At 40.1% G+C, this 24,585-nt stretch carries 23 protein-coding genes and 2 riboswitches; of the genes, 15 read left to right on the top strand and 8 right to left on the bottom strand.

The features are described from left to right. Positions 1 to 26 precede the first annotated feature (26 nt). Genes LCP48_RS14550 through LCP48_RS14540 form a run of 3 tightly spaced genes read left to right on the top strand, consistent with a single transcriptional unit; the run spans position 27 to position 3,488 of the window. Positions 27 to 1,424 carry an aminotransferase-like domain-containing protein gene (locus LCP48_RS14550; RefSeq protein WP_004231269.1) on the top strand — a complete coding sequence of 466 codons (1,398 nt, stop codon included), beginning with the start codon at positions 27 to 29 and terminating at the stop codon, positions 1,422 to 1,424. Between the two features lie 48 nt (positions 1,425 to 1,472). Continuing rightward, the gene (locus LCP48_RS14545; protein ID WP_004231271.1) at positions 1,473 to 2,711 is read left to right on the top strand and encodes a DNA polymerase IV; all 1,239 of its coding nucleotides are present in this window, start codon (positions 1,473 to 1,475) and stop codon (positions 2,709 to 2,711) included. 24 nt (positions 2,712 to 2,735) lie between these two features. Then, positions 2,736 to 3,488 (top strand): alpha/beta fold hydrolase, encoded by a 753-nt coding sequence (locus LCP48_RS14540; RefSeq protein WP_004231273.1) that lies wholly within the window; start codon positions 2,736 to 2,738, stop codon positions 3,486 to 3,488. A 47-nt stretch (positions 3,489 to 3,535) separates the two neighbouring features. Here LCP48_RS14540 and LCP48_RS14535 read toward each other — a convergent pair whose 3' ends face one another. The 3 genes from LCP48_RS14535 to LCP48_RS14525 are packed head-to-tail and all read right to left on the bottom strand — an operon-like array spanning position 3,536 to position 6,045. After that, positions 3,536 to 4,390 (bottom strand): SDR family oxidoreductase, encoded by an 855-nt coding sequence (locus LCP48_RS14535; protein WP_009370233.1) that lies wholly within the window; start codon positions 4,388 to 4,390, stop codon positions 3,536 to 3,538. After that, positions 4,387 to 5,415: a polysaccharide biosynthesis protein gene (locus LCP48_RS14530; protein ID WP_009370234.1), complete on the bottom strand. Its 1,029-nt coding sequence runs from the start codon at positions 5,413 to 5,415 to the stop codon at positions 4,387 to 4,389. The genes LCP48_RS14535 and LCP48_RS14530 overlap by 4 nt, the downstream gene beginning before the upstream one ends. A 30-nt stretch (positions 5,416 to 5,445) precedes the next feature. Further along, the gene (locus LCP48_RS14525; protein WP_004231279.1) at positions 5,446 to 6,045 is read right to left on the bottom strand and encodes a glycosyltransferase family 2 protein; all 600 of its coding nucleotides are present in this window, start codon (positions 6,043 to 6,045) and stop codon (positions 5,446 to 5,448) included. Between the two features lie 257 nt (positions 6,046 to 6,302). On the opposite strand from LCP48_RS14525, the gene LCP48_RS14520 reads away from it, so the two are divergent. Together LCP48_RS14520 and LCP48_RS14515 are read left to right on the top strand one after the other, a co-directional pair. Continuing rightward, positions 6,303 to 7,391: a glycosyltransferase family 4 protein gene (locus tag LCP48_RS14520; protein WP_225340314.1), complete on the top strand. Its 1,089-nt coding sequence runs from the start codon at positions 6,303 to 6,305 to the stop codon at positions 7,389 to 7,391. Between the two features lie 118 nt (positions 7,392 to 7,509). Beyond that, positions 7,510 to 7,950, top strand: a complete 441-nt coding sequence (locus tag LCP48_RS14515; protein WP_004231281.1) for a GNAT family N-acetyltransferase — start codon at positions 7,510 to 7,512, stop codon at positions 7,948 to 7,950. 100 nt (positions 7,951 to 8,050) lie between these two features. Here LCP48_RS14515 and LCP48_RS14510 read toward each other — a convergent pair whose 3' ends face one another. The 5 genes from LCP48_RS14510 to LCP48_RS14490 all read right to left on the bottom strand — a co-directional run bounded on the left by LCP48_RS14510 (position 8,051) and on the right by LCP48_RS14490 (position 14,365). Next, complete coding sequence (locus LCP48_RS14510) at positions 8,051 to 11,551, bottom strand: S8 family peptidase (protein ID WP_225340313.1); 3,501 nt, start codon at positions 11,549 to 11,551, stop codon at positions 8,051 to 8,053. A 179-nt stretch (positions 11,552 to 11,730) separates the two neighbouring features. After that, positions 11,731 to 12,567, bottom strand: coding sequence for an energy-coupling factor ABC transporter ATP-binding protein (locus LCP48_RS14505; protein ID WP_004231286.1), 837 nt, complete (start codon positions 12,565 to 12,567; stop codon positions 11,731 to 11,733). After that, complete coding sequence (gene cbiQ / locus LCP48_RS14500; protein ID WP_225340312.1) at positions 12,564 to 13,337, bottom strand: cobalt ECF transporter T component CbiQ; 774 nt, start codon at positions 13,335 to 13,337, stop codon at positions 12,564 to 12,566. The genes LCP48_RS14505 and cbiQ overlap by 4 nt, the downstream gene beginning before the upstream one ends. 5 nt (positions 13,338 to 13,342) lie before the next feature. Beyond that, on the bottom strand, positions 13,343 to 13,615 hold the full coding sequence (locus LCP48_RS14495) for an energy-coupling factor ABC transporter substrate-binding protein (protein ID WP_009370241.1): 273 nt from the start codon (positions 13,613 to 13,615) through the stop codon (positions 13,343 to 13,345). A gap of 3 nt (positions 13,616 to 13,618) precedes the next feature. After that, complete coding sequence (locus LCP48_RS14490; protein WP_225340311.1) at positions 13,619 to 14,365, bottom strand: energy-coupling factor ABC transporter permease; 747 nt, start codon at positions 14,363 to 14,365, stop codon at positions 13,619 to 13,621. A 149-nt stretch (positions 14,366 to 14,514) separates the two neighbouring features. Further along, a riboswitch (cobalamin riboswitch) is annotated at positions 14,515 to 14,699 on the bottom strand. A gap of 252 nt (positions 14,700 to 14,951) precedes the next feature. Beyond that, a riboswitch (cobalamin riboswitch) is annotated at positions 14,952 to 15,133 on the top strand. Between the two features lie 146 nt (positions 15,134 to 15,279). Between LCP48_RS14490 and LCP48_RS14485 the strand changes: the two genes are divergently transcribed. The 10 genes from LCP48_RS14485 to LCP48_RS14440 are packed head-to-tail and all read left to right on the top strand — an operon-like array spanning position 15,280 to position 24,585. Further along, entirely contained in the window at positions 15,280 to 15,651 is a 372-nt protein-coding gene (locus tag LCP48_RS14485) for a (2Fe-2S) ferredoxin domain-containing protein (protein ID WP_004231296.1), read from the top strand. Between the two features lie 4 nt (positions 15,652 to 15,655). Beyond that, entirely contained in the window at positions 15,656 to 17,323 is a 1,668-nt protein-coding gene (cobJ, locus tag LCP48_RS14480; protein ID WP_216486083.1) for a precorrin-3B C(17)-methyltransferase, read from the top strand. 14 nt (positions 17,324 to 17,337) lie between these two features. Beyond that, positions 17,338 to 18,246 carry a sirohydrochlorin chelatase gene (locus tag LCP48_RS14475; RefSeq protein WP_225340310.1) on the top strand — a complete coding sequence of 303 codons (909 nt, stop codon included), beginning with the start codon at positions 17,338 to 17,340 and terminating at the stop codon, positions 18,244 to 18,246. Further along, positions 18,243 to 19,004 (top strand): precorrin-6A reductase, encoded by a 762-nt coding sequence (gene cobK / locus LCP48_RS14470; RefSeq protein ID WP_004231302.1) that lies wholly within the window; start codon positions 18,243 to 18,245, stop codon positions 19,002 to 19,004. Before LCP48_RS14475 ends, cobK begins: the two co-directional genes overlap by 4 nt. Positions 19,005 to 19,016: 12 nt before the next feature. After that, positions 19,017 to 19,676 (top strand): precorrin-8X methylmutase, encoded by a 660-nt coding sequence (locus LCP48_RS14465; protein WP_225340309.1) that lies wholly within the window; start codon positions 19,017 to 19,019, stop codon positions 19,674 to 19,676. Next, positions 19,676 to 20,809 (top strand): cobalt-precorrin-5B (C(1))-methyltransferase, encoded by a 1,134-nt coding sequence (locus LCP48_RS14460; protein WP_004231305.1) that lies wholly within the window; start codon positions 19,676 to 19,678, stop codon positions 20,807 to 20,809. Before LCP48_RS14465 ends, LCP48_RS14460 begins: the two co-directional genes overlap by 1 nt. Beyond that, a complete protein-coding gene (cbiE, locus tag LCP48_RS14455) occupies positions 20,766 to 21,986 on the top strand; it encodes a precorrin-6y C5,15-methyltransferase (decarboxylating) subunit CbiE (RefSeq protein WP_202341163.1) in 1,221 nt (406 codons plus the stop codon). Before LCP48_RS14460 ends, cbiE begins: the two co-directional genes overlap by 44 nt. Further along, the gene (cobI, locus tag LCP48_RS14450) at positions 21,979 to 22,686 is read left to right on the top strand and encodes a precorrin-2 C(20)-methyltransferase (protein WP_004231310.1); all 708 of its coding nucleotides are present in this window, start codon (positions 21,979 to 21,981) and stop codon (positions 22,684 to 22,686) included. The genes cbiE and cobI overlap by 8 nt, the downstream gene beginning before the upstream one ends. After that, a complete protein-coding gene (gene cobM, locus LCP48_RS14445) occupies positions 22,686 to 23,471 on the top strand; it encodes a precorrin-4 C(11)-methyltransferase (protein WP_004231312.1) in 786 nt (261 codons plus the stop codon). Before cobI ends, cobM begins: the two co-directional genes overlap by 1 nt. After that, complete coding sequence (locus LCP48_RS14440; protein WP_004231314.1) at positions 23,464 to 24,585, top strand: cobalt-precorrin 5A hydrolase; 1,122 nt, start codon at positions 23,464 to 23,466, stop codon at positions 24,583 to 24,585. Before cobM ends, LCP48_RS14440 begins: the two co-directional genes overlap by 8 nt.

The raw sequence follows: 24,585 nt of genomic DNA, 5'->3' as shown, positions 1-24,585 counted from the left end.
AATTAAGAGAAAGAAGGGCCTAGTGAATGCCTATTAATTCATTTGACGAGTATCCAATGAGTTGGAAGCCGGATATTAGCAATATTTCTGCTCCATTATATATAGCCATCGCACATCAGCTAGAACAAGATATCAAGGATGGAAAGCTAGTACCCGGTACAAAATTGCCACCCCAGCGTGAATTAGCTGATTTTTTAGATGTGAATTTGAGTACGATTACAAGAGCCTTTAAGCTTTGTGGCCAAAAAGGATTAATCTATGCCTCGATTGGCAGCGGTACATTCGTTTCAACAGATGCGGCTAGCAATAAAATGTTACTCCCAACCAACCATGCCACACCTATCATTGAAATGGGCTCTGTATTACCAGATAATTTCGTTAATGATGATATTACACGCTTTATGAAGAAAATGATAAACGAACCTAGTTTTAGCATGCTATTTCAATATGGACGACCTGAGGGCAATGCATGGCAAAACGAAGCCGTGATGAAGCTACTCGAACTAGTAAATTTTCAAACAGATCAGCCAATTCTTCTAGGAGCAGGCGGACAAAATGCCATTGTGGGAACCCTTGCAGCTTTATTTCAGCCAGGCGACCGCATTGGTACAGATCCAATTACCTATGCAGGCATTAAAACAGCTGCAAATATGCTTGGTATCCAGCTTGTGGCTATCCAACAATGTCAGGGTGAAATGACAAAAGAAGGATTACTATATGCGTGTAAAAATGAGCATATCAAAGGAATCTATGTGATCCCTGATTTTCATAACCCAACGACTCATACGATGTCAGTAGAAACAAGAAAAATGATTGCAGACGTGGCAAGACAGAAGGATTTGCTTGTAATCGAGGATGCTATCTATAGCTTTCTCAAGGAGCAACCGCTTGCTCCGATTGCTTCTTATGCACCCGATAAGGTTATTTACATTGCTAGCCTATCTAAAACACTATCACCTGGTTTACGATTATCCTTCCTTGTGACACCACCTGCGCTACGTAAAAAAATAATGGAAACGCTCTATAATATCAACATTTCTGTTTCTCCTATCATGCTGGAGCTTGCAGCACGATTAATCCATGAAGGTGTTGCCCAAACGATATTAGAAAAACACCGAGCATATGCCAAGCAGCAAAATGCGCTTGTCGATCAGTATTTAGGGGATTATCACATATTAGGGGATGAGGAATGTATTTTTAGGTGGCTCCAATTGCCTGACAAATTTACGGGTGTTCAATTTGAATTGTTAGCTTCGAAAGCTGGTGTACAAGTCTATGCAGCGGAACGCTTTGCCGTAGGGAATACAAAGCCTGTCAATGCCGTTCGTTTAGCCATTGCAGCACCAGAATCTCAACTTGAGCAAGCGTTAATTATTTTAAAGGACCTCCTCGAAAGTAATGGTGATTATGCATTTGTTGATTAGAGGTTATGGGGCGTATAATAAGGCTAAGAAAGAAACGAGGTGATGAGCATGGCACATAAAGGGCGTGTTATTTTGCATGTGGATATGAACAGTTTCTATGCTTCTGTGGAGCAAGCACATGACCCAAGTTTAAAGGGGAAGCCTATCGCAATTGCAGGGAACCCAAAGGAACGGCGTGGCATTTTAGTAACTTGTTCATATGAAGCAAGAGCGCTAGGCATTTATACAACTATGACTGTTCATGAAGCGAAGCGTAAATGTCCTGAGCTATTGTTATTACCTCCAGATTTTCAAAAGTATCGTCATGCATCTAAAGAAATGTTCACCATTCTTCGAAGCTATACACCATTAGTAGAGCCTGTTTCGATTGATGAGGGCTACTTGGATGTGACTGAGCTAAGCAAGGAACGGCATGCCTTAAGTATTGCCCAGGAAATACAAGCGCGCATTTTAGCTGAGCTGGATTTACCTTGTTCCATCGGTATTGCACCGAATAAATTTTTAGCGAAAACAGCCTCTGATATGAAGAAACCAATGGGGATTACCGTACTACGAATACGGGATATTGAACAGCAATTATGGCATCGTGAGGTTGTCAACATGCATGGGATTGGAGCAAGTACTGCTAAAAAATTAAATGCACAAGGCATCTTTACAATAGGTGATCTAGCTAAGACAGAAGAATTTAAAATGAAGCAAATTTTAGGGAAGAATGGGGTACGGCTTCGAGCAAGGGCCAATGGGGTGGATCAGCGCATGGTCGATCCTGAGGCAATCTTTGATACGAAAAGCGTTGGGAATTCAACAACATTACCAGAAGATGTAACAGATGTTCGTACACTTCATAAAACAATCGAAGGTCTATGTAAAAAAGTGGTGGAGCGTCTTGATGCCAAGCGCTTAGCAGGTTCAACTGTGAGCATTCAAATACGGGATGCTGATTGGCATAATCATACACGTTCGAAAACAATGTCCAATGTCCTGTATCGTTATGAAGAAATTTACGACATTGCTTGTACTTTATTTGATAAGCATTGGGATGAATCTCCTGTAAGATTACTTGGTGTAACGGTTTCCAATGTGGTGGATCGTAAAGATTATTCACAGCAATTATCGATATTTGATTTTCAGGAGCATGCGAAAGATGAACCGATTCTCAAGCTTGTCGATGAAATTGAGGGACGGTTTGGCAAGGGGATTATAAAACGTGGTGTAGATTTAGGGAAACGTTCCTCCTATCAATCACAAACAAGCTTTAGTAAAGATTTTTTAGATGACCATGAATGAGAAAGAATGAAAGTAGGTGTATCTATGCAATACAAGGAGTATGGGGATGCTAACAATCCTTTCATGATGTTTATTCATGGAGGGGGCGTTGGAGGGTGGATGTGGGATCAGCAAGTTCGCCATTTTTCCCATTATCACTGTGTTATACCTGAGCTAATGACACACAATCCATTTTCCATTGAACAAAGTGCGAAAGAGCTTCTTCTGCTTATTGAGAAAAAAGCCAATGGGAAGCCTGTTATAGTAATTGGTTTCTCTTTAGGAGCGCAAATCGCTATTCAAATGCTAAGTCTACAGCCTAGTTTAATCGATTTTACGATCATCAATAGTGCGCTCGTAATACCCTCTCCTACTGTAGAAAGGATGCTTCAACCGTTTATTCGGCTGTCATTTCCGCTTATAAAAAATAAAACATTTGCGAAACTTCAAGCAAAAGCCCTGTACATTCAAGAAGATTATTTTGAGCGTTACTATCAAGAGAGTGCCACGATGAAAGTAGATACATTGATTCAAATTTTGCGAGAAAATATGTCATTTTCCATCCCAGCTGACTTTAACAAAGCTCAAGGAAAGATCCTAATAACTGTGGGAGAAAAAGAGAAAAGCAACATGAGAAAATCCGCTAAAGCACTTGTGCAAAGTCATCCAAATAGCAAGGGTGTGTTATTGAAGAACATCGGTCACGGCGTCTCATTAGCCCAGCCTGCATTTTTTAATCGCTTTGTAGAGAATTGGATTAAGGATGGTCAATTACCTGAAGGGACAGTTATTCGGTAGGGGAACCCCATTACGAATCTTCATCCATAATGGAGTTGATGTATAGATCATTGAAAATAGTGAGGATATAAGTCTTTATGCTGCAATATCCATTCCTTCATCTCTATCATCATTTCTTCGTAGCTAGGGACAATAAATGAAAAGTCATTTCTTGTATTTATTAATGTTTTATTGATTTGAACAAGGTGATGAGGAAGAATTTTTATACTTTTGTTCAGGAAGTGCTTATTAAATAGATGCAGTAGATCGTGTTTAGAAATATTTGTCGTATTGACGAGATGATAGAGTCCTGTTAAATCTTGTTGTGCAGCACGTTCAATGGCTTTAGCCAAAGTAAGTGTTGTCACTCCCGTCCAAATAGCACCCGAATAGCCATAGACGGGACTTTTTTGTTGCATAAACCAATTGAAGAGTCCGATGCCATCCTTTTTCAAATCAGGACCAATTATGGAATTACGAAATGTTAGGTGCTTGTCGTTATTCACTTCCCCTATACCTTTTGTGCGGTCATAAAAGGTTTCCCCGTCTAATACACTATCTTCATAGTAGGGAGCACTTTTGCCTGAAAATACGCAGTCGGTACTTAGATGAATAAGCTTTGTGTGACTATTTTCAAGGAGAGATACAAGGGCATGCGGTAAATAGCTATTCAGTAAAACAGTTTGGGCAGGATGAGCCTCACAAGCATTGTTTAAAACACCAATACAATTAATGACGACATCTACCTCATTGTCTAGTAGTAGCGACCTTAAAAAATGGGAGTCTGTCACATCACCTGTTCTATTATTGCCATAGGGAAAAGGGGTTCGAGAGTATGTTGTTACATCATGCCCTTGTTCACATAAATAGATGGCAATGGTATGACCAGCCATGCCTGTAGCACCGAACACTAAAAATTTCATGGTTTTCCTCCTGTCCAATGAAGGAGCTCTTCTTGTATAAGAGGCAATGTTAATAGCTTTACTTTAATGTCAGCCACACTTAATTGTTGGGTATTGTTCGAGTTATATTCATCCGTTAATGTAATTTTTGGAGAGCCCTCATCGAGGTATTTTCCATAATTTAAATCCCGATTATCCGCTGGGATTCGATAGAAATGGCCCATATCAATAGCTTTTGCTGCTTCTTCCTTCGTACATAATACTTCATACATTTTTTCTCCGTGCCGTGTTCCGATAATTTGCATGGCGTTGTTCGCTTGAAAGATCTCAAGTAAAGCCTGTGCTAAATTTTCTATTGTGGCAGCAGGTGATTTTTGCACCATAATATCCCCGTTTTGAGCATGTGTGAATGCGTACAATACCAGTTCTACCGCCTCGTCAAGGCTCATCATAAAACGTGTCATATGAGGGTCCGTAATCGTTAAAGGTTTCCCAGCCTTTATTTGTTCAATGAATAATGGGATGACAGAGCCTCGTGAAGCCATGACATTGCCGTATCTAGTGCCACAAATTAGGGTATGGTGAGGATCAACCATTCGTGACTTCGCAATAAACGTTTTTTCCATCATTGCCTTGGATATACCCATCGCATTGACAGGGTACGCGGCCTTATCTGTTGAAAGGCAAATGACTTTCTTAACACCAGCTTGAATGGCGGCTGTTAGTACGTGATCCGTTCCTAAAATATTGGTTTTCACAGCTTCTAAGGGAAAAAATTCGCAGGAGGGGACTTGCTTGAGAGCGGCGGCATGAAATACATAGTCAACATTATACATCGCATTGTGAATGCTTTTGATATCGCGGACATCTCCAATATAAAATTTGATTTTAGTATGCTGATAGTGTTTCCGCATATCATCTTGCTTTTTTTCATCCCTTGAAAAAATCCGAATTTCCTTGATATCCGTATTTAAGAATCGCTTCAATACAGCGTTCCCGAAAGAGCCCGTGCCTCCAGTAATCAATAATATTTTATCTGTAAACATTGTATAGTTCGTTACACCTCCTGCATGCTATTATTTTAATCCTCTTTGATGTAGGTCACATTCAGAGTTCTCTCTAGGGTAGTTGTACCAATAAGCAAATTCGTTAGTATATTTACTTGTCGGATTTTTATCCATTAGGGCGCAATTAAAATCCCAATCTCCTGCAATATCTTTACGTATCGTAAATTTCGCATCTCCAATTAAACTTCTCCTGATGATCTTAAATTGCCCAGGTAAGGAATAGCGGTTGGATTCATCTTTAATAAAAGCAAAGCCATTCTTAATAATCATGTTGTAATAGTAAATATCAAAAGTGCCATCCACTTGTGCAAGTACATTGCGAATAGCAGGTAAATAGTGGTCATCACTATCGATGATGGCTATATAATCTCCTGTCGCTTCTGCAATGCATCGATTGTAGGCAACACTTGCACCTAAATTCGTTGAGTGCACGATGATTTTTAAAGCCGCACAGTTTTTCTGATAGTCCTGTAAAATGGCTAGCGTATTGTCTGTAGAGCCATCATCCACCACGATAATTTCATAGGCATATTCTTTAGGAATACTATCAAGCATCGTTACGATCCATTCTTCGCTATTAAATGCAGGTGATAAAAAACTAATCTTCATCTGATCCCTCCATTCTAGGTTCATTAGTAGAGTTGTTCTATGTGACTGAGTAGATCCTTTAATACAATATGCGTAGACGTAATGCTACTGTAGGCAATTGCTTATTTTAGGGTGTTTTTAAGAGAGTCGTTTTTAGATAGAATTTTTATGTTTACTAGAGATATGGCATAAGAAAGGCGAAAATTTACTAACATAGGCACGTTTAGCAAGAGAGGTCATAAACTAGCGAGAGCGCTTTTTTTAGAAAGAGGGATACGATGACCAAAAGGATAGCCTTTATTTGTAGCGTGGAATCTTACAAACTTTCGGATGCCCATATTTTCAAAGATTTGTGTCTAGTGCCTATTTTACTGGGGGAACATTTAGGCTATGAGGTCACTATTGTCACGACAGAAATGAATGAAGCTCTTCTTCAACAAGTCTTTCCCACTGTAAAATTTGAGTCTGTCGCATTTGAAGATGATTATGTGGCGAATATGAATGCCTATTTAGCCCAGCATGCAAGGGACATCGACATTGCCTTTGCTATTGGACCCTATCCATCCTATTTAGCTATTTTGAAAACCTATAAGCACTTTAATCCACATGGCAAAATTTATATGAAATTAGATGTTAATCGATTTTGGCTAAATCGATTAAAAACCTATCCCTATTTTTTAGAGTTGTTACAGCTTTGTGATCTCCTTACCTCTGAATGCATATCTATTCAAACAGCAATCAAAGACTTTTCACAATTAGATGTTAAACATATACCCAATGGTTTTTATGAACATTTTCCCACAGAGCCAGTGCCGTTTCACGAGAAAGAAAATAGAATTCTAACAGTTGGGCGATTGGATGCACCAGAGAAGCAAACAATTTTGACAGTCAAGGCATTTCTCGCAGCACAACTGCCAGATTGGGAGCTTCGTTTAGTAGGGCCGATGTCAGTCTCATTTCAAGAAGAGCTGAGACTATTACTAGATAATCATCCACTTGCCGCTCAAGTGACGATAGTAGGACCTATTTTTGATAAGATAAAGCTAGAGGAGGAGTATCGCAAGGCTAAAATTTTTTGCTTAACGTCTTTAGTCGAATGCTATGCCCATGTCTTTGCGGAGGCAGCTAAAAATGGTTGCTATATCGTGACAACAGATGTGGATGGTGCTGCTGATATTACACAACAACAGCGTTTTGGTACCATCCATCCTACACATGATTGGGAGGCAATAGGTCAGACATTGCAACAAGTTGCAGCACAGGAACCATTGTTGACAGATACTTGTGTCCAGCTTCAAGCATTTGCCCGCAAGGAATTAAATTGGAGGCAGATCGTCAAGAAGGTTGCCAATTATTTAGGTGAATAAAAGTGAATATTTTCTGGATTGAGAGGAGTATTCTTTTCTTTATACCAGTATTTCCTATATAATAAAAACTAGTTTTATAAAGCTAGACAATCATGGGTAGACACAAGGGGAGACTAGAATGGAAATACTACAAGCAACAATGAATGAACTAGAGGACTTAGCAAAACTGTTTGATGAATATCGTCAATTTTATGGAATTGAGTCAGATATAAGCAGTGCAAAGGCATTTTTACAATTACGATTGGCCTTGAAAGAATCTGTCATTTTCATCGCGCTGGTGGATGACAAGATGATTGGATTTACACAATTATATCCAACATTTTCGTCCATTGCTTTACAGCGTGCCTATATTTTAAATGATATTTATGTAACAGAAGATGCTAGAGGCCTAGGGGTGGGCCAGGCATTGATGGAAAAGGTATTTCATTATTGTGAGCAACAATATGCTCGCTATGTTACGTTACAAACAGCGGCTGATAATGTAAATGCCCGCAAGCTTTATGAAAAGCTACAAATGAAACAAGATGAATATTGTAATTATGTTAAATATTTTATGTAAGCTGAACTGGCGAGCGTTTCACCGTTGGATGAGAATGTTTCTTTTATATCTTAAAAATCCCTTAGATCGTTATGATCTAAGGGATTTTGTTTGATTTCTTCTATTTTATTTCAAGTGTATAAGGTTGTGTGCTAGCTTTGCCATCAAACTCACTTACTTCAATATAATATTTACCCGCATCCAGCTCCACCGTACCAACCTCGGCGTCTCCAACTCCGTAAAGATCGAATGTTTTGACGGTTTTTCCATTTGTATCTAATACTCGAATAACACCATCCAACGCTTTTTCTGTTTGAAGCGAGAAGAAGACTTCGCGTTTCTGGTCGTTATTCCATTCAAAATAGTCTTTATCGCCAAATGGTATACCTGCATTTAAATATTGCGTTGCAACCCATTTCTCATCCTTTTTCACAAGAATAGATGGCTTGCTAGGTACTCCATTTACTAATTTTGAATCCACATCTTCATCCACAAGCTTATGATCAAACAATGTCAATGAATAGGGCTGAATCGATACTTGGCCAAGACCCATACTGTTGACTAGAATAAAATAACCTCGATCCTTCTTCGCCTTAAACGATGTATTTACATCGTCTGTACCCATCATTCCAAGTAACATTTCAAGAATATTATCACCTAGTCCGAATGGAATTTCCGTTTCCATTTCTTTGGCATCAATCTTCATATTGCCGTTCGTATCTTCGATGATAGCTCCTGCAAATTTTAAGTCTTTTTGTAGTTCCTTAGGTAGCTGAGCTAATTGTTCATTTGTAAAGGGAACCGAAGAAAGAAGCAGACTCATGACCTCGTCATTGCCTTGTTGCTTATAGTAGTAATAATCTACATCATCTTGATAAATCAGGTGGTCTTTATAAGTAGTACCTGGTTGAATTTTTAGCGCTTTTGCTTCCTCATGATTGTTTGGATTGTACTCTGCTGGAATATCGCCTATTTTCTTTGTTTTCAATGTATAAGGCTCGGCAGATCGTTCTCCAGCATTGACAACTGCTACCACGTAGGTTTTGTCCTTTTTCAATGGAATAACCTTTGCATCGTCCTCCTTGCCAACTGAACCAAGTAGTAGCGCCAGTATGCCAAGGTCGTTTGTCAAGGAAGAAACGGGAATTAATTCCTTTGTTTTTTCATCATATTCAAATACTGTACCTGCAGGCATTTGATTCATGCCTTTCATAAAGCTGAAGCTATAAAGAGCGTCTTCCTTCGCTTTGAATAAGAAATAATCCTCGTCATAATCTGTTTGGAAATAAGCTTTTTGATCCTCGCCTATTTCAAAGCGGATTGCCTGTTTAATGATAGGGTCAACATTTTCTAGATTGCCTGAAGCTGTAGGATTCATTAACATGCTCATCAAGCTGTCAATTTCATTACGTTTTTTTATGTTGTTTTCTGTAAGTGGTAATTGGCCCTCAGGGATATTTTCTTCGATCATGGCTTCATCTACAGGTAGACCATCCTCATCAGGTGGGAGGGAAACTACTTCACCTTTTAATGTGTAAGGGATCATTGATTCACTAATTGTTTCTTCTTTTTCGATGCCGCCACTAAAGAACATCTCCATAGAAAACTCGCTATTACTTTCATTAGATACACTTAAAACGTACTCTTGATCTGGAACAGCATCGATAATCATACGAACCGCTTCACCTTTTGCAGTACCATAAGCGGTCTGCATTGGATAGGCTTCTTCTTCTTCACCTTCATCATTTTCAGCTGGATCGATTTCTTCTGGTGGCACAGGATTAAAGTCATCTTTCAGATAAAGCTCCATAGAAGCAGTGACACCTGGAATTCCCGATAGATCAAATTGTAACGTCGTCGGTTTTTTGACAGAGAACGTGAAGTAATCTTGATCTTGTTGTTGATCTTTTGACAGTAGTGTATAGTTTTTACCTGCTGTACTATAAGGGAACTTTTTAATAGGCTCCATCGTAGATTTGTCTACTGTATCAATTGGTAAGTCCTTCGTCGTTTGTGCTGTGAAAATGTAAGTAGATTTGCCTTTTAAACTATAGCTTCCATTATGATCTTTGACACCAATGACAAGCGTTCCCTTTTGATCTGCTTTAAATAGATAACCTTCTTTTTTTCCTACGCGAACATCGTTGACATGGATGGGCTCTACATCACCAATCCCGCTATTTGGGTAGAAATATAAATCAAAGGCATAGTCGTATTTGTCAGCGCCTTTTAATGTCAATTGAGCATATTCATTTTCTTCAAGATCGACTTTATACCATTTCTTTTCGTCTTGCTGTTCAAAAGTACCTTGTTCTGTATTTAGCTTATTTTTAGTAAGGACCTTGGCGTTTTGAATGCGATCTTCCTTTGTCTCTGAATAATGCTTTGGTAATTTATTTAAATCAAATTGTAATGCTTCTACAGGGTCAACTAATCCGTGACCATAAGTAAGATCATAACCTTTCTCGCCCAAATCTTGTGCTGTCATTTCTAAAATCGCTTCTATTTGATGCGGTTTTAAAGATGGGTTTTTTGATTTAAGAAGAGATGCGATTCCTGCCACGACAGGAGAGGCCATGGATGTTCCACTAAACTTGACAAAAGATGATCCTTTCTTCGCATCATGAACGGTACTATAAATGTCTTCACCTGGTGCAACAATATCAACAGACGGACCGTAATTGGAGTAGCTTGATAGTTTGTTGCGTTCATTTGTTGAACCAACACTAATGACACCTTCGAAAGAAGCGGGGAAGGAATATTCATCTGTTGATTCATTTCCTGCGGCTGCCACAATTGTAATACCACTATCAATCGCTTTCTGAACGGCTTCCTTCATCAGGGGAGATTCACCATAGCCTCCTAGACTCATATTAATGACGTCAACGCCCTGCTCAATTGCATAAAGAATACCCTGTGCAATAATGAAATCATTAGCACCTTCTTTGCCGTTAAATACATCAATTGGCAGTAACTTTGCATTCGGATTAACCCCGTGCCCACCTACGCCATTATCTTTTGCTGCGGCGATAATACCTGCCACATGTGTTCCGTGATCGCCTGAATAAGTAGTATTAGCAGGTGCTGCTGCATTATAGGGTGGGAGTACTTGTGACTTTAGATCGGGGTGTTTAAAATCTACACCAGAATCAATGACAGCAACTGTAACATCATGGTTGCCTGCTAATTCTAGTGCCTTATCCATTTGCAGTAGGTTTAAATGATACATCTCTTGTTTCTTAGGATCAGCTTCATTATTGAAAGAATGATAGACGTAGCTAGGAGACACACTAGATATCCCGTTTTGCTTTAAATAGTAAGAGACGGCTTTTTCGATTGATACGCCTTTATTTAGTTGTACAACATCATAACCTAATGAAGGAATGGAGCGGATGACCTTGGAGCCAATTTTTTTATGTACGTTTTTATCAAGACCTGAATGCTTGATAACAATTGTATCCTTACTCATCCATTTTTCTTCATTCTTCTCTGTTTGTTTTGCACTGTTTGCCAGCATGTTTTTCGCTTTATGCTGTGGTGCCTCAGCAAAGGCAGAAGCAGCAGGAACCATGAGTGCAGCGGATGCTACAACAGCGACTGATTTTTTATACCAACTTTTCAATTGTTATCTCTCCTTGGTGTTATAAATTAAGTCTCGACTATAGTAATACGGACAAAGATTAGAAAAGTTTCGTAATGGAGGAAAATTTTTCTTTGCTATTTTAATTTTTGGTAGGTATAACGAAAAAACGGACAGCTAAACACGGCTTGTTTTTCGTATACCTAGCATTGTTTAAAGCTTTAAATTTGTTCTATTAATTGTTGTAACTCCTGCTTGGAACGAGGGATTTTGATATTTTCCTGCAATAGCTTCTTTTTTTGCAAAGCTATGACCATTTCAAAAATCCATGGACGTTCAAGATGCGCGCGATGTAACAATTCGTCTTCATAAAACAAGGCGATTGGATCACCGTTGTAAATAATTTTTCCAGCCTCCATAACAATGATTAGATCGGCCCATTCATAAGCGAGAGGTATATCATGTGTTGCTAGTAAAATGGTTCTCTCACCATTCTCTAATTTGGCTAAGTATTGTAATACTTGTGCAGCATAATAATTATCAAGACCTGCTGTTGGTTCGTCTAACAAAAGGACAGAGGGCTCCATCGCTAAAACACCTGCCATGGCTACACGTTTTTTCTGACCTACGCTTAAAAAATGAATGGGTTTATCAAGCAAATCTTCCACTTCGGTTTGCGCAACGGCCCATGCTATTTTTTCTTCCGTTTGTTCAGTAGACCAGCCGAGATTCAATGGGCCAAATGCTATATCTTGCTTGACGGTCCCTGAAAAAAGCTGATGTTCTGCATTCTGAAAAACAATGCCGACTTTTTGGCGTAGGGTCTTTAAAGCTTTTCGACTATATTCCAGACCGTTGCCTTCGAATAAAATCGACCCAGCTGTAGGTTTTAAAATACCATTAAGATGCTGAAATAAAGTTGATTTTCCCGCGCCATTATGCCCGAGTATGGCGATTTTTTTACCTTTTGGAATGTCTAATGTAATATCTGATAACGCCTTCGTACCATCCGCATAGGCATAAGATAATTGGTTGAGTTTAAAATAAAATGTTGTCATGTGAAATACCCTCCGTATACGATGAGGACTAGTAAAATAGCTGCCATGCCTAGCCAATTTTTCTTGCTATAAGAGCCCATCTCTTGCCAGTAGACGGCCTCGCCTCCACGTGATAGCATGGCGTTGTTGAGCTCTCGGCTACGTTGAAACATTTCCACAAATAATGCCACAATAAGCATGGAGACAGAGCGTAGCCATTGCATCGGTGAATGGTAGCCGAGACGTGCTTGCTGGGCGAGATGTATATTTTGCATACTTTCTAAAAACATAAAAATAAAACGATAGGTTAGTTCGACGAGCTCCACTAATAAAGAGGGGAGTCGCCATTGTCGTAGCACATAACATATTCCTTGTACGGAAGTGGTTAGAATTAAAAAGTATAAACAACTAATGCTGCCAAGGACAATAAAGAACAGCTGTTGCGCTGCTAACACACTTGCGTTCCCAATAAAGACAGTCCAATTCCTCCATGTAAACGACCAAATATGGGCAGGGAGTGTATTCGTTGATGATGTAAAAGAAAGTAAAATAGATACAAGACTTGTTAATAAGAAAAAGCCAGGTAGCAATAATAATTTGCCATAGTATGTAAGCGGAATTTTGGCACCTAAAATGATAAAAGCACTCATTACAAAAAATGTAATGAGTGAAAGTCGTTCATCTCTCATGATGAGCGTTATGAGAAGTAATCCAAGTGAAAATATCATTTTTTCTAGCGGATGAACGGACGCTAGCTTATTCAGATAGGCATACTTATCAATGAGTAACATAATGGTTAACCTTCTTTATGTTTGCCACGCATATAGCCGATGAAGTAGCCAATAAAGCCAGCTCCTATAGCTGCCTGTAGCACGAATAATAAGCTTTCGATTTCACCACTTGGTGGCTCCCATAGACTTTCAAACCATGGCTCATATTCCGCATTGATTTCACCAATAGCTGCTTCTGCTTCTCCATCAGCACCACCAAATTCAGCACCTTTTTGTATGAACAAGGGTATGATGGCTAATAACACAACAATTGCTAATAACAATAAATTTTTTTTCATCTGTTAATGTGCCTCCTTTGTTGAGAAAACACGTAAAGTTTTTAGTTCGCTAATATTGTATTTTTTCAAGAAATTCATCACTATGACCGTTAAAATTCCTTCACTCACGGCTAAAGGAATTTGAGTTAAGGCAAAAATTCCTGCAAACTTTGTAAAGGATGCCATAAAGCCTCCAACCTCTGAAGGAAAGGCTAGTGCTAGTTGTACAGAAGTCACAATATATGTACCTAAATCACCAAGCATAGCTGCAAAGAATACGGCTAGTGAAAATGACACGCCTACTTTTTGAGCACCTTTAAAGACAAAGTAAGCAATAAAAGGACCAACAATAGCCATAGAAAAGGCATTAGCCCCTAAAGTTGTAATTCCTCCATGAGCTAATAATAAAGATTGAAATAATAAAACGATTGTTCCAATTACACTCATTGCTAGAGGGCCAAAGAGTACTGTCCCAAGTCCTACACCAGTTGGGTGAGAGCAGCTACCTGTAACAGAAGGGATTTTTAAGGCAGATAGCACAAAGGCAAAGGCTCCTGAAAGCCCCAAAAGCATTTTTGTTTCAGGATTTTCATCAACGGTTTTTCGAATAGAACGCAATCCTAGAATGATAAATGGAATAGAGATGACCCACCAAAAAATAGCCCATTCGATTGGTAAAAAACCTTCCATGATATGCATGGCAAAGGCACGTTTTGGCACGATTAAAAAGGCCAGTAAAAAATAACTAAGTTTCCACCATGAAAATTTCAAAAAGTTTTCCTCCTAACTAATTAGTAGATTTTTAGAAGATTGCGTGCGTAATCAAAAAAAGCACTTCTCCACTGGTGGAAAAGTGCATAGCTAAAAAAGCAAATAACATTCTCATCTGCTAAGCCGCACACCTATCCTCGTAGGCTGAAACGATCACTTATTTTTCGGCAGGTCTCCTGGCTCTAGTTCAATGCTTTATAGGTCTTCCCATCCGTTGGACAGTGACATATTCTATAAAGCTCCCTATTACAGTGGCGGGACCGCGCCGGACTTAAACCGGCTTCCCTTTTAAGCAAAATGACAAGCACTTTGCACCGAAAAACATTCAAATTGTGAGATTTCACGACAAAGTGTAACATGAATTTCCATAAATATGCTATACCTTTTATAAATTTTTTTAATTAAAGGTCAATAGTGAATATTCTGATAACGAGTTGTGCGCAAATATTTTATAGATTGTATAAATTTCATACCTAGTTCCATTCAAAATTGATAAATTTGTCATAAATTTTTAAAGAAATATTGAAATTTTAAAAAAATAAGATATGATAAAGACAGTTTTCTATTTAAAATTCTAATAAAAATTTCATATAAAATGTCAATAAGTGCTCGAATAGCTCGAGATAATAGGGAAATTGGTGAAAATCCAATACAGCCCCCGCTACTGTAATAGCTGATGAAATCGCAAAGCCACTGGTGCAAACTTGGGAAGGTGCGACAGTAAAATGAAGCTTAAGTCAGGAAACCTGCTTATTTGATTGTGCATGCAAACTTTTCGGAGGGAGAAGTTGAAGCGAAAGCGAGTACCTGTATTTCATTCTATTCGTTTTTATTTGGCTTCTACAAAACCTTTACTCTTCGTTATAGAGTAAAGGTTTTTCTTTTTCCAAAAAGCAAATGAGGGGAGACAGAAGATGACAACTTGGAATTTAGAGGGGATGAAAACACATCTCTTTATTTGCAATGGCAGTAGCTGCATGAAAAAGGATGGGGAGGAAATTACCTTAGCCATTCGAGATGAGATACAGCGGCAAGCACTCGATCAAGAAATACATACGACAAGAACGCGCTGTAATGGACGATGCAAGGATGCTTGTGTGGTAATCGCTTACCCCCAAGGGAACTGGTATCGTGTGCCATCAACAGAGCATGCTAGAACACTAGTACAAGATTTACATCATGAATCCTTATACAACGAACATGTCTTTACACTTCGTGAAGGTACATTACAGCGTACTGCTCAAACAACTGCCATTAAAGGGATCGAAAAGGTGAAAGAGGGGTAACAACATGGCGCAAAAAGGAAAAATTTTCGTAGTAGGCTTTGGACCTGGAGATTTTAAGCATATTACGACACGTGCAGTAGAGGCTTTACAACAAAGTGATATGATTATAGGCTACAAAACCTATGTAGAGCTGATTCAAGATTTAGTAAGTGCAAAATCGATTGTTAGTACAGGCATGACAGAAGAAGTGTCGCGTGCACAGGAAGCCGTTCGTCAAGCCGAAGCAGGGAGCATCGTCTCGGTGATTTCGAGTGGTGATGCAGGCGTCTATGGCATGGCGGGTTTAGTCTATGAGGTGTTAATTGAGCTAGGCTGGACAGAAGCAACAGGAATTGAAGTAGAAATTGTTCCTGGGATTTCTGCGATTAATTCATGCGCTAGCATACTTGGTGCACCTATTATGCACGATGCTTGTACAATCAGCTTGAGTGACCATCTAACACCTTGGAATTTAATTGCAAAGCGTGTCGAGGCAGCTGCAATGGCAGACTTTGTCATTGCTTTATACAATCCTAAAAGTGGTCGTCGAACAAGACAAATTGTCGAGGCTCAGCGAATTCTCTTAGAATATCGTTCGCCAGACACACCAGTTGGGCTTGTGAAAAGTGCCTATCGAGAACGTCAAGAAGTAACCATGACAACACTAGCTGAAATGCTAGAACATGATATTGGTATGCTGACAACTGTAATTATCGGGAATTCGTCAACATTTTTCTATGACAATAAGATGATTACGCCCCGCGGTTACCAACGTAAATATACCCTGGGTGAAGAGAAACAGCCATTACGTCCACATCAACGTTTACGCGAAGAAAATGAACCTTGGGCAATGAACCAAGAGACAGGAACAGCGCGAAATGACTTTATGGCTGACCCTAATGCAGGGCGCTTTAATAAACCCAGTATAGCCGCTACGCCAAAGCCGAAAAAAACAGCTCTTGAAATGGCTACAGCGGCACTTGCAATGGTAAAAGGGACAAGCGCAGTCAAAGTAACACCGAAGCTTGTACAGCAAAAAATAGAATCTATATTTGAACTAGCAGTAAGCCCTGGAGTAGCCAATAAATTTTTTACTCCCCAGCAAATGATGACGTTAGCAGAGGTTGTTGGGGATGAGGGGACGATGGAATACACACCAGACCATCAAATTCATTTGAAAATACCAACGACTTCCCCTGAACAGATCACAGAGAAATTACAGGAAGTAGGATTTTTATTAACCCCAATTGGTGATGTGTTATCACTGAAGGCTTGTGATTTTTGCTACGGTGAAAAGGCTGATTCGATACCATATGCAGAGGAAATACAAGAAAAACTAGGCGGTATGTCCTTACCGAAGACATTAAATATCGGCTTTAATGGCTGTGGTATGGCCTGTTATCGGGCTGTATTTGATGATATTGGCATCGTCTACCGCAAAAGTAAATTTGATGTCTTTATTGGAGCAAAACCAGTCGGTCGTACGGCTCACGCAGCACAGCCTGTTGTAGAAGGGCTGGAGCCTGAGCAGTTGATACCACTCATTACAGATATTATTGAAGAATATAAAGCAAATGCTCATCCAAATGAACGCTTATTTAAATATTTTAAACGTGTGAAAAAGATACTACATTTTACGTATCAAGATATGTCTTCCAAAATAAAAGTAGAGCCAGCTCCGTGCGGCGACTAGTAAGGAGTAGAGAGATGAAAGCTATTTTATTTGTCGGCCATGGGAGCCGTTTAGCAGCAGGAAATGATGAGGTTCGTACATTTATTGAACAAATGACACCGCGTATTGATGAACAATTTTTAGTGGAAACTTGTTTCCTTGAATTTGCTTCACCGAACATCGAAGAAGGTATTACAAACTGTGTGAAAAAGGGAGCTACAGAGGTACATGTAATTCCAATCATTTTACTGCATGCAGGCCATTCAAAACTGCATATTCCAGCGGAAATCGAGCATGCGCGTGAGCATTATCCAACGATTACCTTCACATATGGTCAAACAATTGGTATCCATGATGAAATCTTTGCCATTTTACAAGATCGCCTAGCTGAAATTGGCTTTAATTCAGAACAAGAGCAGGAAGAAACAGCGATTTTATTGATTGCACGAGGTGGCAGTGATCCATCTGCTAATGGTGATTTTTATAAGATCACGCGACTTCTATGGGAAAAACTGCCTGTAAAATACGTAGAAAGTGCTTTTATGGGTGTCACAGATCCACGAGTTGAAGAAGGAATTGAACGTTGTGTCAAACTAGGTGCAAAAAAAATCATCATGTTACCATACTTTTTATTCACAGGCATTCTGATGGAGCGCATGCATGGTATGTGTGAGAAGTTTACTGAACTTTACCCAGATTGTGATATTCAAATTGCTAACTATTTTGGCTACCATGAACGGTTACAAAATGTTTTATTAGAGCGTATTGAACAGGCAATCAACGGTACATCAACAGGTATGCAAGATCTAGAAGAATATCGTGCCTATGCGGCAGTACATGCACATCATCATCACCATCATGATCACGATCATGCGCATCATCACGATCACCATCATGATCATCACGACCATGACCATCATCATGAAGAGGAGCCGGTAAAATGATTTTCATGTTAGCAGGAACAAGTGATGCAAGGGATCTAGCCCTAGCATTACAACGTGCAGGTTATGCAGTAACCGCTACGGTCGTCACTGAATCGGCAGCCTCTAGTCTTGCTGACGTTGGCCTGCCACATTTAATCGGTAGACTGACAGCTGAGGAAATGGCGACCATCATGACAGAGCAGGGCTATCAATTGGTGGTAGATGCTTCTCATCCATTTGCGGAGGAAGCCTCTAAAAATGCGATGGCAGCGGCAGAGCAGGCAAAGATTCCTTATATTCGCTATGAAAGAGCTCATGAACATTATGCCCATCCTTTGATTACTGTTGTAAAGGATTATGAGGAGGCAGCTCAGCTAGCTGCAGAAAAACGCGGTGTCATTATGCTAACAACAGGTAGTAAAACACTCGCTACATTTACAAGGGTTTTACAGGGCTTAGAAAACACAAGAGTAATCGCTCGTATGCTTCCACGACTGGATAATATGGAAAAATGTGAGGCACTTGGTGTGGCGCAGCGAGATATTGTGGCTATTCAAGGTCCGTTTTCAAAGGAATTAAATGAAGCTCTCTTTCGTCAATACGGAGTGACGTTGATGATTACCAAGGAAAGCGGTAAAGTGGGCTCAGTTGATGAGAAGCTAGAGGCAGCTCTCGCATGCCAGATTGAAACGATTCTTATTGCACGACCAAATATACAATACGGCCAACAATATTCAACATTTGAAGAAGTATTACAGGCTGTTGAACATACAATTTAGGAGGCATTTCCCATGGATTTTAAAACAGATTTTAAACCATTAACGGTAGACCCAGATAAAATTTACGATTACAGTTTCTCTATTATTGCAGAGGAAATGGGCGAGCATGACTTCTCAGAAGATGAATGGAAAATTGTACGTCGCATTATCCATGCGTCAGCTGATTTCGAGCTAGGCCGTAGTGTCATCATTACACCAGGTGCGATTGAAGCGGGTATCAAGTCTATTCTTGCAGGACGTCATGTCATAGCAGATGTGCAAATGATTGAAAGTGGCTCTGGTAAAAAGCGTTTCCAAAAACATGGTGGTGATTTGCATTGCTATATTGCGGATGAAGATGTGTCAATCGAAGCGAAAAAACAAAATACAACACGTGCCATTATTTCGATGCAAAAGGCATCAAAATTACATGAAGGTGGTATTTATGCCATTGGTAATGCACCAACTGCATTGCTGGAATTGATTCGATTAATTAAAGAAGGGCTAGCAAAACCAGATTTAATTATCGGTATGCCTGTTGGTTTTGTGTCAGCAGCTGAGTCAAAAGAAGAGCTGCTTAAACTTGAGGGGATTCCGTACATTACAAATGTTGGTCGTAAAGGCGGTAGTACAGTGACGGTTGCTGCTTTAAATGCCATCTCACTTTTAGCGGATGAACAGGCGAGAAAATAATGGAGCGGAAGCCAAAAAAGGACCCCAAGGACATGCGTCACGGCTATACGACGGGAGCCTGTGCAACTGCTGTATCAAAGGCTGCACTGCTTGCCCTTATTACCAAGGAGGAGCAAGAGACAAGCACGATTCATTTACCTATTGGTCGAGATGCAACCTTTACAATTGAAAAATGCATATTTGAAGAAAATGCTGTCAGCTGTGAAACGATTAAAGATGCTGGTGATGATCCTGATGCGACCCATCAGGCACTCATCGTTGGCACAGTGAGCTGGGCAGATACACCTGGGATTCATTTAGATGGAGGTATTGGCGTCGGGCGTGTCACAAAGCCTGGCCTGCCAGTGCCTGTCGGAGAGGCAGCCATTAATCCTGTACCCCGTAAAATGATTTATAGCACGGTCCAAGGTGTGTTGGACGAATTTCACATTACTCGAGGCGTGAATGTGGTGATTTCTGTACCTAAGGGAGAGGAGATTGCTAAAAAAACGTTAAATGGACGACTCGGTATACTTGGGGGCATCTCAATCTTAGGCACAAGGGGAACCGTCGTGCCTTTTTCGAGTTCTGCTTATATGGCCAGTATTGTCCAAGCCATCAGTGTAGCGAAAGAGGCTGGCTGTGAGCATTTAGTCGTGACAACAGGTGGACGAAGTGAGAAGTTTGCGATGAAACAATACCCACATCTAGCAGAAGAAGCGTTTATTGAAATGGGTGACTTTGTAGGTTTTACATTAAAGCATTGTAAGCGTCTAGGCATCAAACAAGTTTCACTCGTTGGGATGATGGGGAAATTTTCTAAAGTCGCACAAGGAGTCATGATGGTGCATTCCAAAAGTGCACCAATCGATTTTAATTTTTTAGCACAACTGGCAGAGGATATAGGGGCAGATAGAGAAACGATAGCACAAGTTCTGGAGGCAAATACAGCTTCACAAGTAGGTGAGATGATGATGGAGAAGGGCTATGATGCGTTCTTCCATCGTTTATGTGAGGCCTGTTGCTATTCCTCTATCCATCATATTAAGGGCGGTTTAACGCTTTCCACATCGATCTATTCGATGCAGGGACAATTATTAGGAAGGGCTGATGACATTGCATCGATCGATGAAGTTGATTGGGATCGGGGATAACGGATTAGCAAGCTTATTACCCCAATACCTTCAGTGGATTGAAGACTGTGAGGTACTTGTTGGTGGTGAGCGAGTACTTGATTTTTTCCCAAACTTTAGAGGTGACAAAATCCTGATAAAAGGAGGTCTTTCAACACTTGTTGAAAGATTGGCTGAAGAAACAAGAAATACCGTGATTCTTGCATCTGGGGATCCATTATTTTATGGCGTCGGAGGCTATTTAGCAAAAAAGCTACAAATAGAGGTTTATCCATATATGAGCTCTGTCCAGCTTGCCTTTGCGAAAATGGGAGAGAGCTGGCAGGATGCTTACGTAACGAGTATTCATGGACGACCAATGAAGGGCTTGGCACAGCGAATTGATAACAAAAAGAAAGTAGCACTTCTAACAGATGCAGAGAATAGTCCGAATGCTCTTGCTAAATATCTAAAGCATTTTGGAATGACGGAATATCGTGCATTTGTAGCTGAAAATTTACAGGGCGACAACGAAAAAAGTGGCTGGTACTCGCTCGACGAAATGGAAGTTACTCATTTTTCTCCTTTAAATGTCGTGATTTTAAAACAAACAATAGCACCGAAACGCTACACACTCGGGATTGATGATGAAGAATTTTCACAACGAAAGCCAGATAAAGGACTTATTACGAAGAAAGAAATTCGAGTTTTAAGTTTGCAAGCCATGCAGCTTCAACGGGATAGCATTATTTGGGATATTGGCACATGTACGGGATCAATGGCCATTGAGGCAGGTAAGCTTGCTCCTGAGGGACAAGTTTTTGCTGTAGAAAAAAATGCCCCTGATTTAGAAAACTGTCTTCAAAACCAACAAAAGTTTCGAGTCGATATAACGGCTATTCATAGTAAAGCACCAGAGGGTTTAGACAACTTTCCAGACCCTGATGCCATTTTCATCGGTGGCACTGGTGGTGAAATGGTTGAGTTACTGCAATTATGCTGCCAGCGTTTAAAGCAAAATGGGCGCATTGTATTAAATGCAGCGACCATTGAAAATTTATATAAAGCTGTTGAGGCTTTTAAAGCTTGTGGTTTTGCTGTTGACATTTTACAGGCTCAGCTTGCACGCAGTAAACCAATTTTAGATATGACACGCTTTGTGCCATTAAATCCAATATACATTATTTCCGCTTATCGAAAGGAAGAAAATCATGAGTAATCTAGGAATTTTATATGGCTTGGGCGTTGGTCCTGGCGATCCAGAATTAATTACAGTAAAGGCATTTCGAGTGATTCAGGAATCACCTGTTATTGCTTACCCCAAAAAACTAAAAGGCAGTAAAAGCTATGCCCATCGTATTGTAGATGTGTATATTAATCCAGAAGAAAAAGATATGCTTGGTCTTGTATTCCCAATGACAAAAGATGAGGCTGTTCTAGAACGTGAATGGACAAAGTCAGTAGAACTTGTCTACGAAAAATTACAAGCAGGCAAAGATGTAGCCTTTGTTACAGAGGGCGATCCATTATTGTATAGTACGTTTATTCATATGATGAAGCTAATGCAGGACAAGCATCCGGATGTCGAAATTCGAACGGTACCAGGAATTTCTTCGTTTAATGGCTCTGCATCGCGCTTAGGTATTGCGTTAGCGGATGGCGATGATCGTGTTGCGATTATTCCTGCGTATGACAATTACGAAGCAATGCGTGAAGCGATTGAAACGCATGATGCTGTTGTCTTTATTAAAGTGGCGAAAGTAATTGATTTAATGCTTGAAGTGCTACGCGATTTAGATTTATTAGATAAAGCATCCGTGGTGACAAAGGTAACATCTGATGAAGAAATCATTTGGGATGTGCGTGAGTTGGATGGGGTCGATTTAGAATATTTAACATTAATGGTGGTGCGTAAATAATGAAGAAAATCTATATTGTCGGCGCTGGTCCTGGTGATCCAGATTTAATTACAGTCAAAGGTTTACATATGTTACAAACAGCGGACGTTGTCATGTATACAGATTCTTTAGTGAGTGAGGATCTTATTGCGAAAGCTAGGCCAGATGCGGAGGTCATTCGTACAGCTGGTATGCATTTGGAGGAAATGGTTGCTGTGATGGTGGACCGGGTCAATGCTGGTAAAACAGTGGCACGTATGCATACAGGGGACCCAGCGATGTATGGTGCCATTATGGAGCAAGTTGCGCTATTAAAAAAGGAAGGCATTGGGTATGAAGTCATTCCAGGAGTTAGCTCTGTATTTGCATCGGCCGCTGCTATCGGAGCTGAGCTAACAATTCCTGATCTAACCCAAACCCTTATTCTAACACGTGCAGAGGGGCGCACACCTGTACCAGAATTTGAAAAGCTGCGTGATTTAGCGAGCCACCATTGTACAATTGCCTTATTCCTTAGTGCAACGCTGACGAAGAAAATTGTTAAAGAGCTACAAAGTGCTGGTTGGGCTGATGACACGCCTGTAGCAGTTATTCAACGTGCTTCATGGCCCGATCAAAAAATCGTACGAACGACTTTAATCGAGTTAGATGAAGCGATGCGTGTGAATGGTATTCGTAAGCATGCGATGATTTTAGCGGGCTGGGCGCTAGATCCGAACATTCATGATAAAGATCAATATCGTTCGAAGTTATATGATGCAAGCTTTACACATGGCTTTAGAAAAGGTGTGAAGACAAGTGATTGAGTTACAAGAGGGTGTGTTACCAGAGGTTGATCAACGTAATTCTTATGCCGTTGTAGCCATTACGAAGCATGGTGTCCAAATAGGACGTCGTCTGCAGCAAACCTTTGCAGCAAGTGATTTATATTATATGAGTAAATTTGAACAAGGCGATGAAGAAGAAAAGCATATTCAACTATTTACAGGAACAGTGCGCCTGCTATTGCCAACACTATTTAAGCAATATAAAGGGTTGATATTAATTATTTCACTAGGGGCAGTTGTACGAATGATTGCGCCGATTTTAAAGGATAAAAAGACAGACCCTGGTGTTGTGGTGATTGATGATCGAGGGGAAAATGTTATTAGCGTATTATCAGGGCATTTAGGTGGTGCCAATGAGCTCACACACGAGGTGGCAGCTGCACTTGGTGCAAATCCGATTATTACAACGGCTTCTGATGTGCAAAAGACGATTCCAGTTGATTTATTTGGAGCCCGCTTTGGCTGGGTATGGGATAGTGCGGATAAATTGACACCAGTTAGTGCATCTGTTGTAAATGAGGAACATGTAGCCATTGTACAGGAAACAGGCGAACGGGATTGGTGGATGCGTGATACACCGATGCCAGAGCAAATTAAGATCTATCCGTCCACACAGGCAGCTATCCAAGCAACTCCCCATGCCACATTATTAATAACAGATCGAATCATTGAACCTGAAGAAGAGGTTCTTCTAGAAAACGGTGTTATTTATCGACCAAAATCCATTGTATTAGGAATGGGCTGTAACCGTGGTACATCGTTAGAGGAAATTGAACAAGTAATCGATGAAACCTTGGCAGAGCTAAAGCTTTCAAAAAAAAGTGTGAAAGCGTTATGCACGATTGATTTGAAGAAAGATGAGCCATGTTTCTTAGAGATTACGAAGAAATATGATTGGGAGTTCGTTACGTATACACCGGATGAATTAAATGAAATCGAATTTCCATCACCCTCTGAAACAGTCTTTCAATATACAGGTGCATACGGCGTGAGTGAACCAGCAGCTATGCGCTATGCACAGGTTCCATCACTTCTATTAGAGAAGAAAAAATCGGGTAATGCTACGATTTCGGTTGCTAGATACCTATTTTAA

The organism is Lysinibacillus capsici, from assembly GCF_020217405.1.
Taxonomy (GTDB): Bacteria; Bacillota; Bacilli; order Bacillales_A; family Planococcaceae; genus Lysinibacillus; species Lysinibacillus capsici.
Note: the sequence above shows the minus strand (reverse complement) of the source record. Positions and strands in the feature narration are given on the sequence as shown.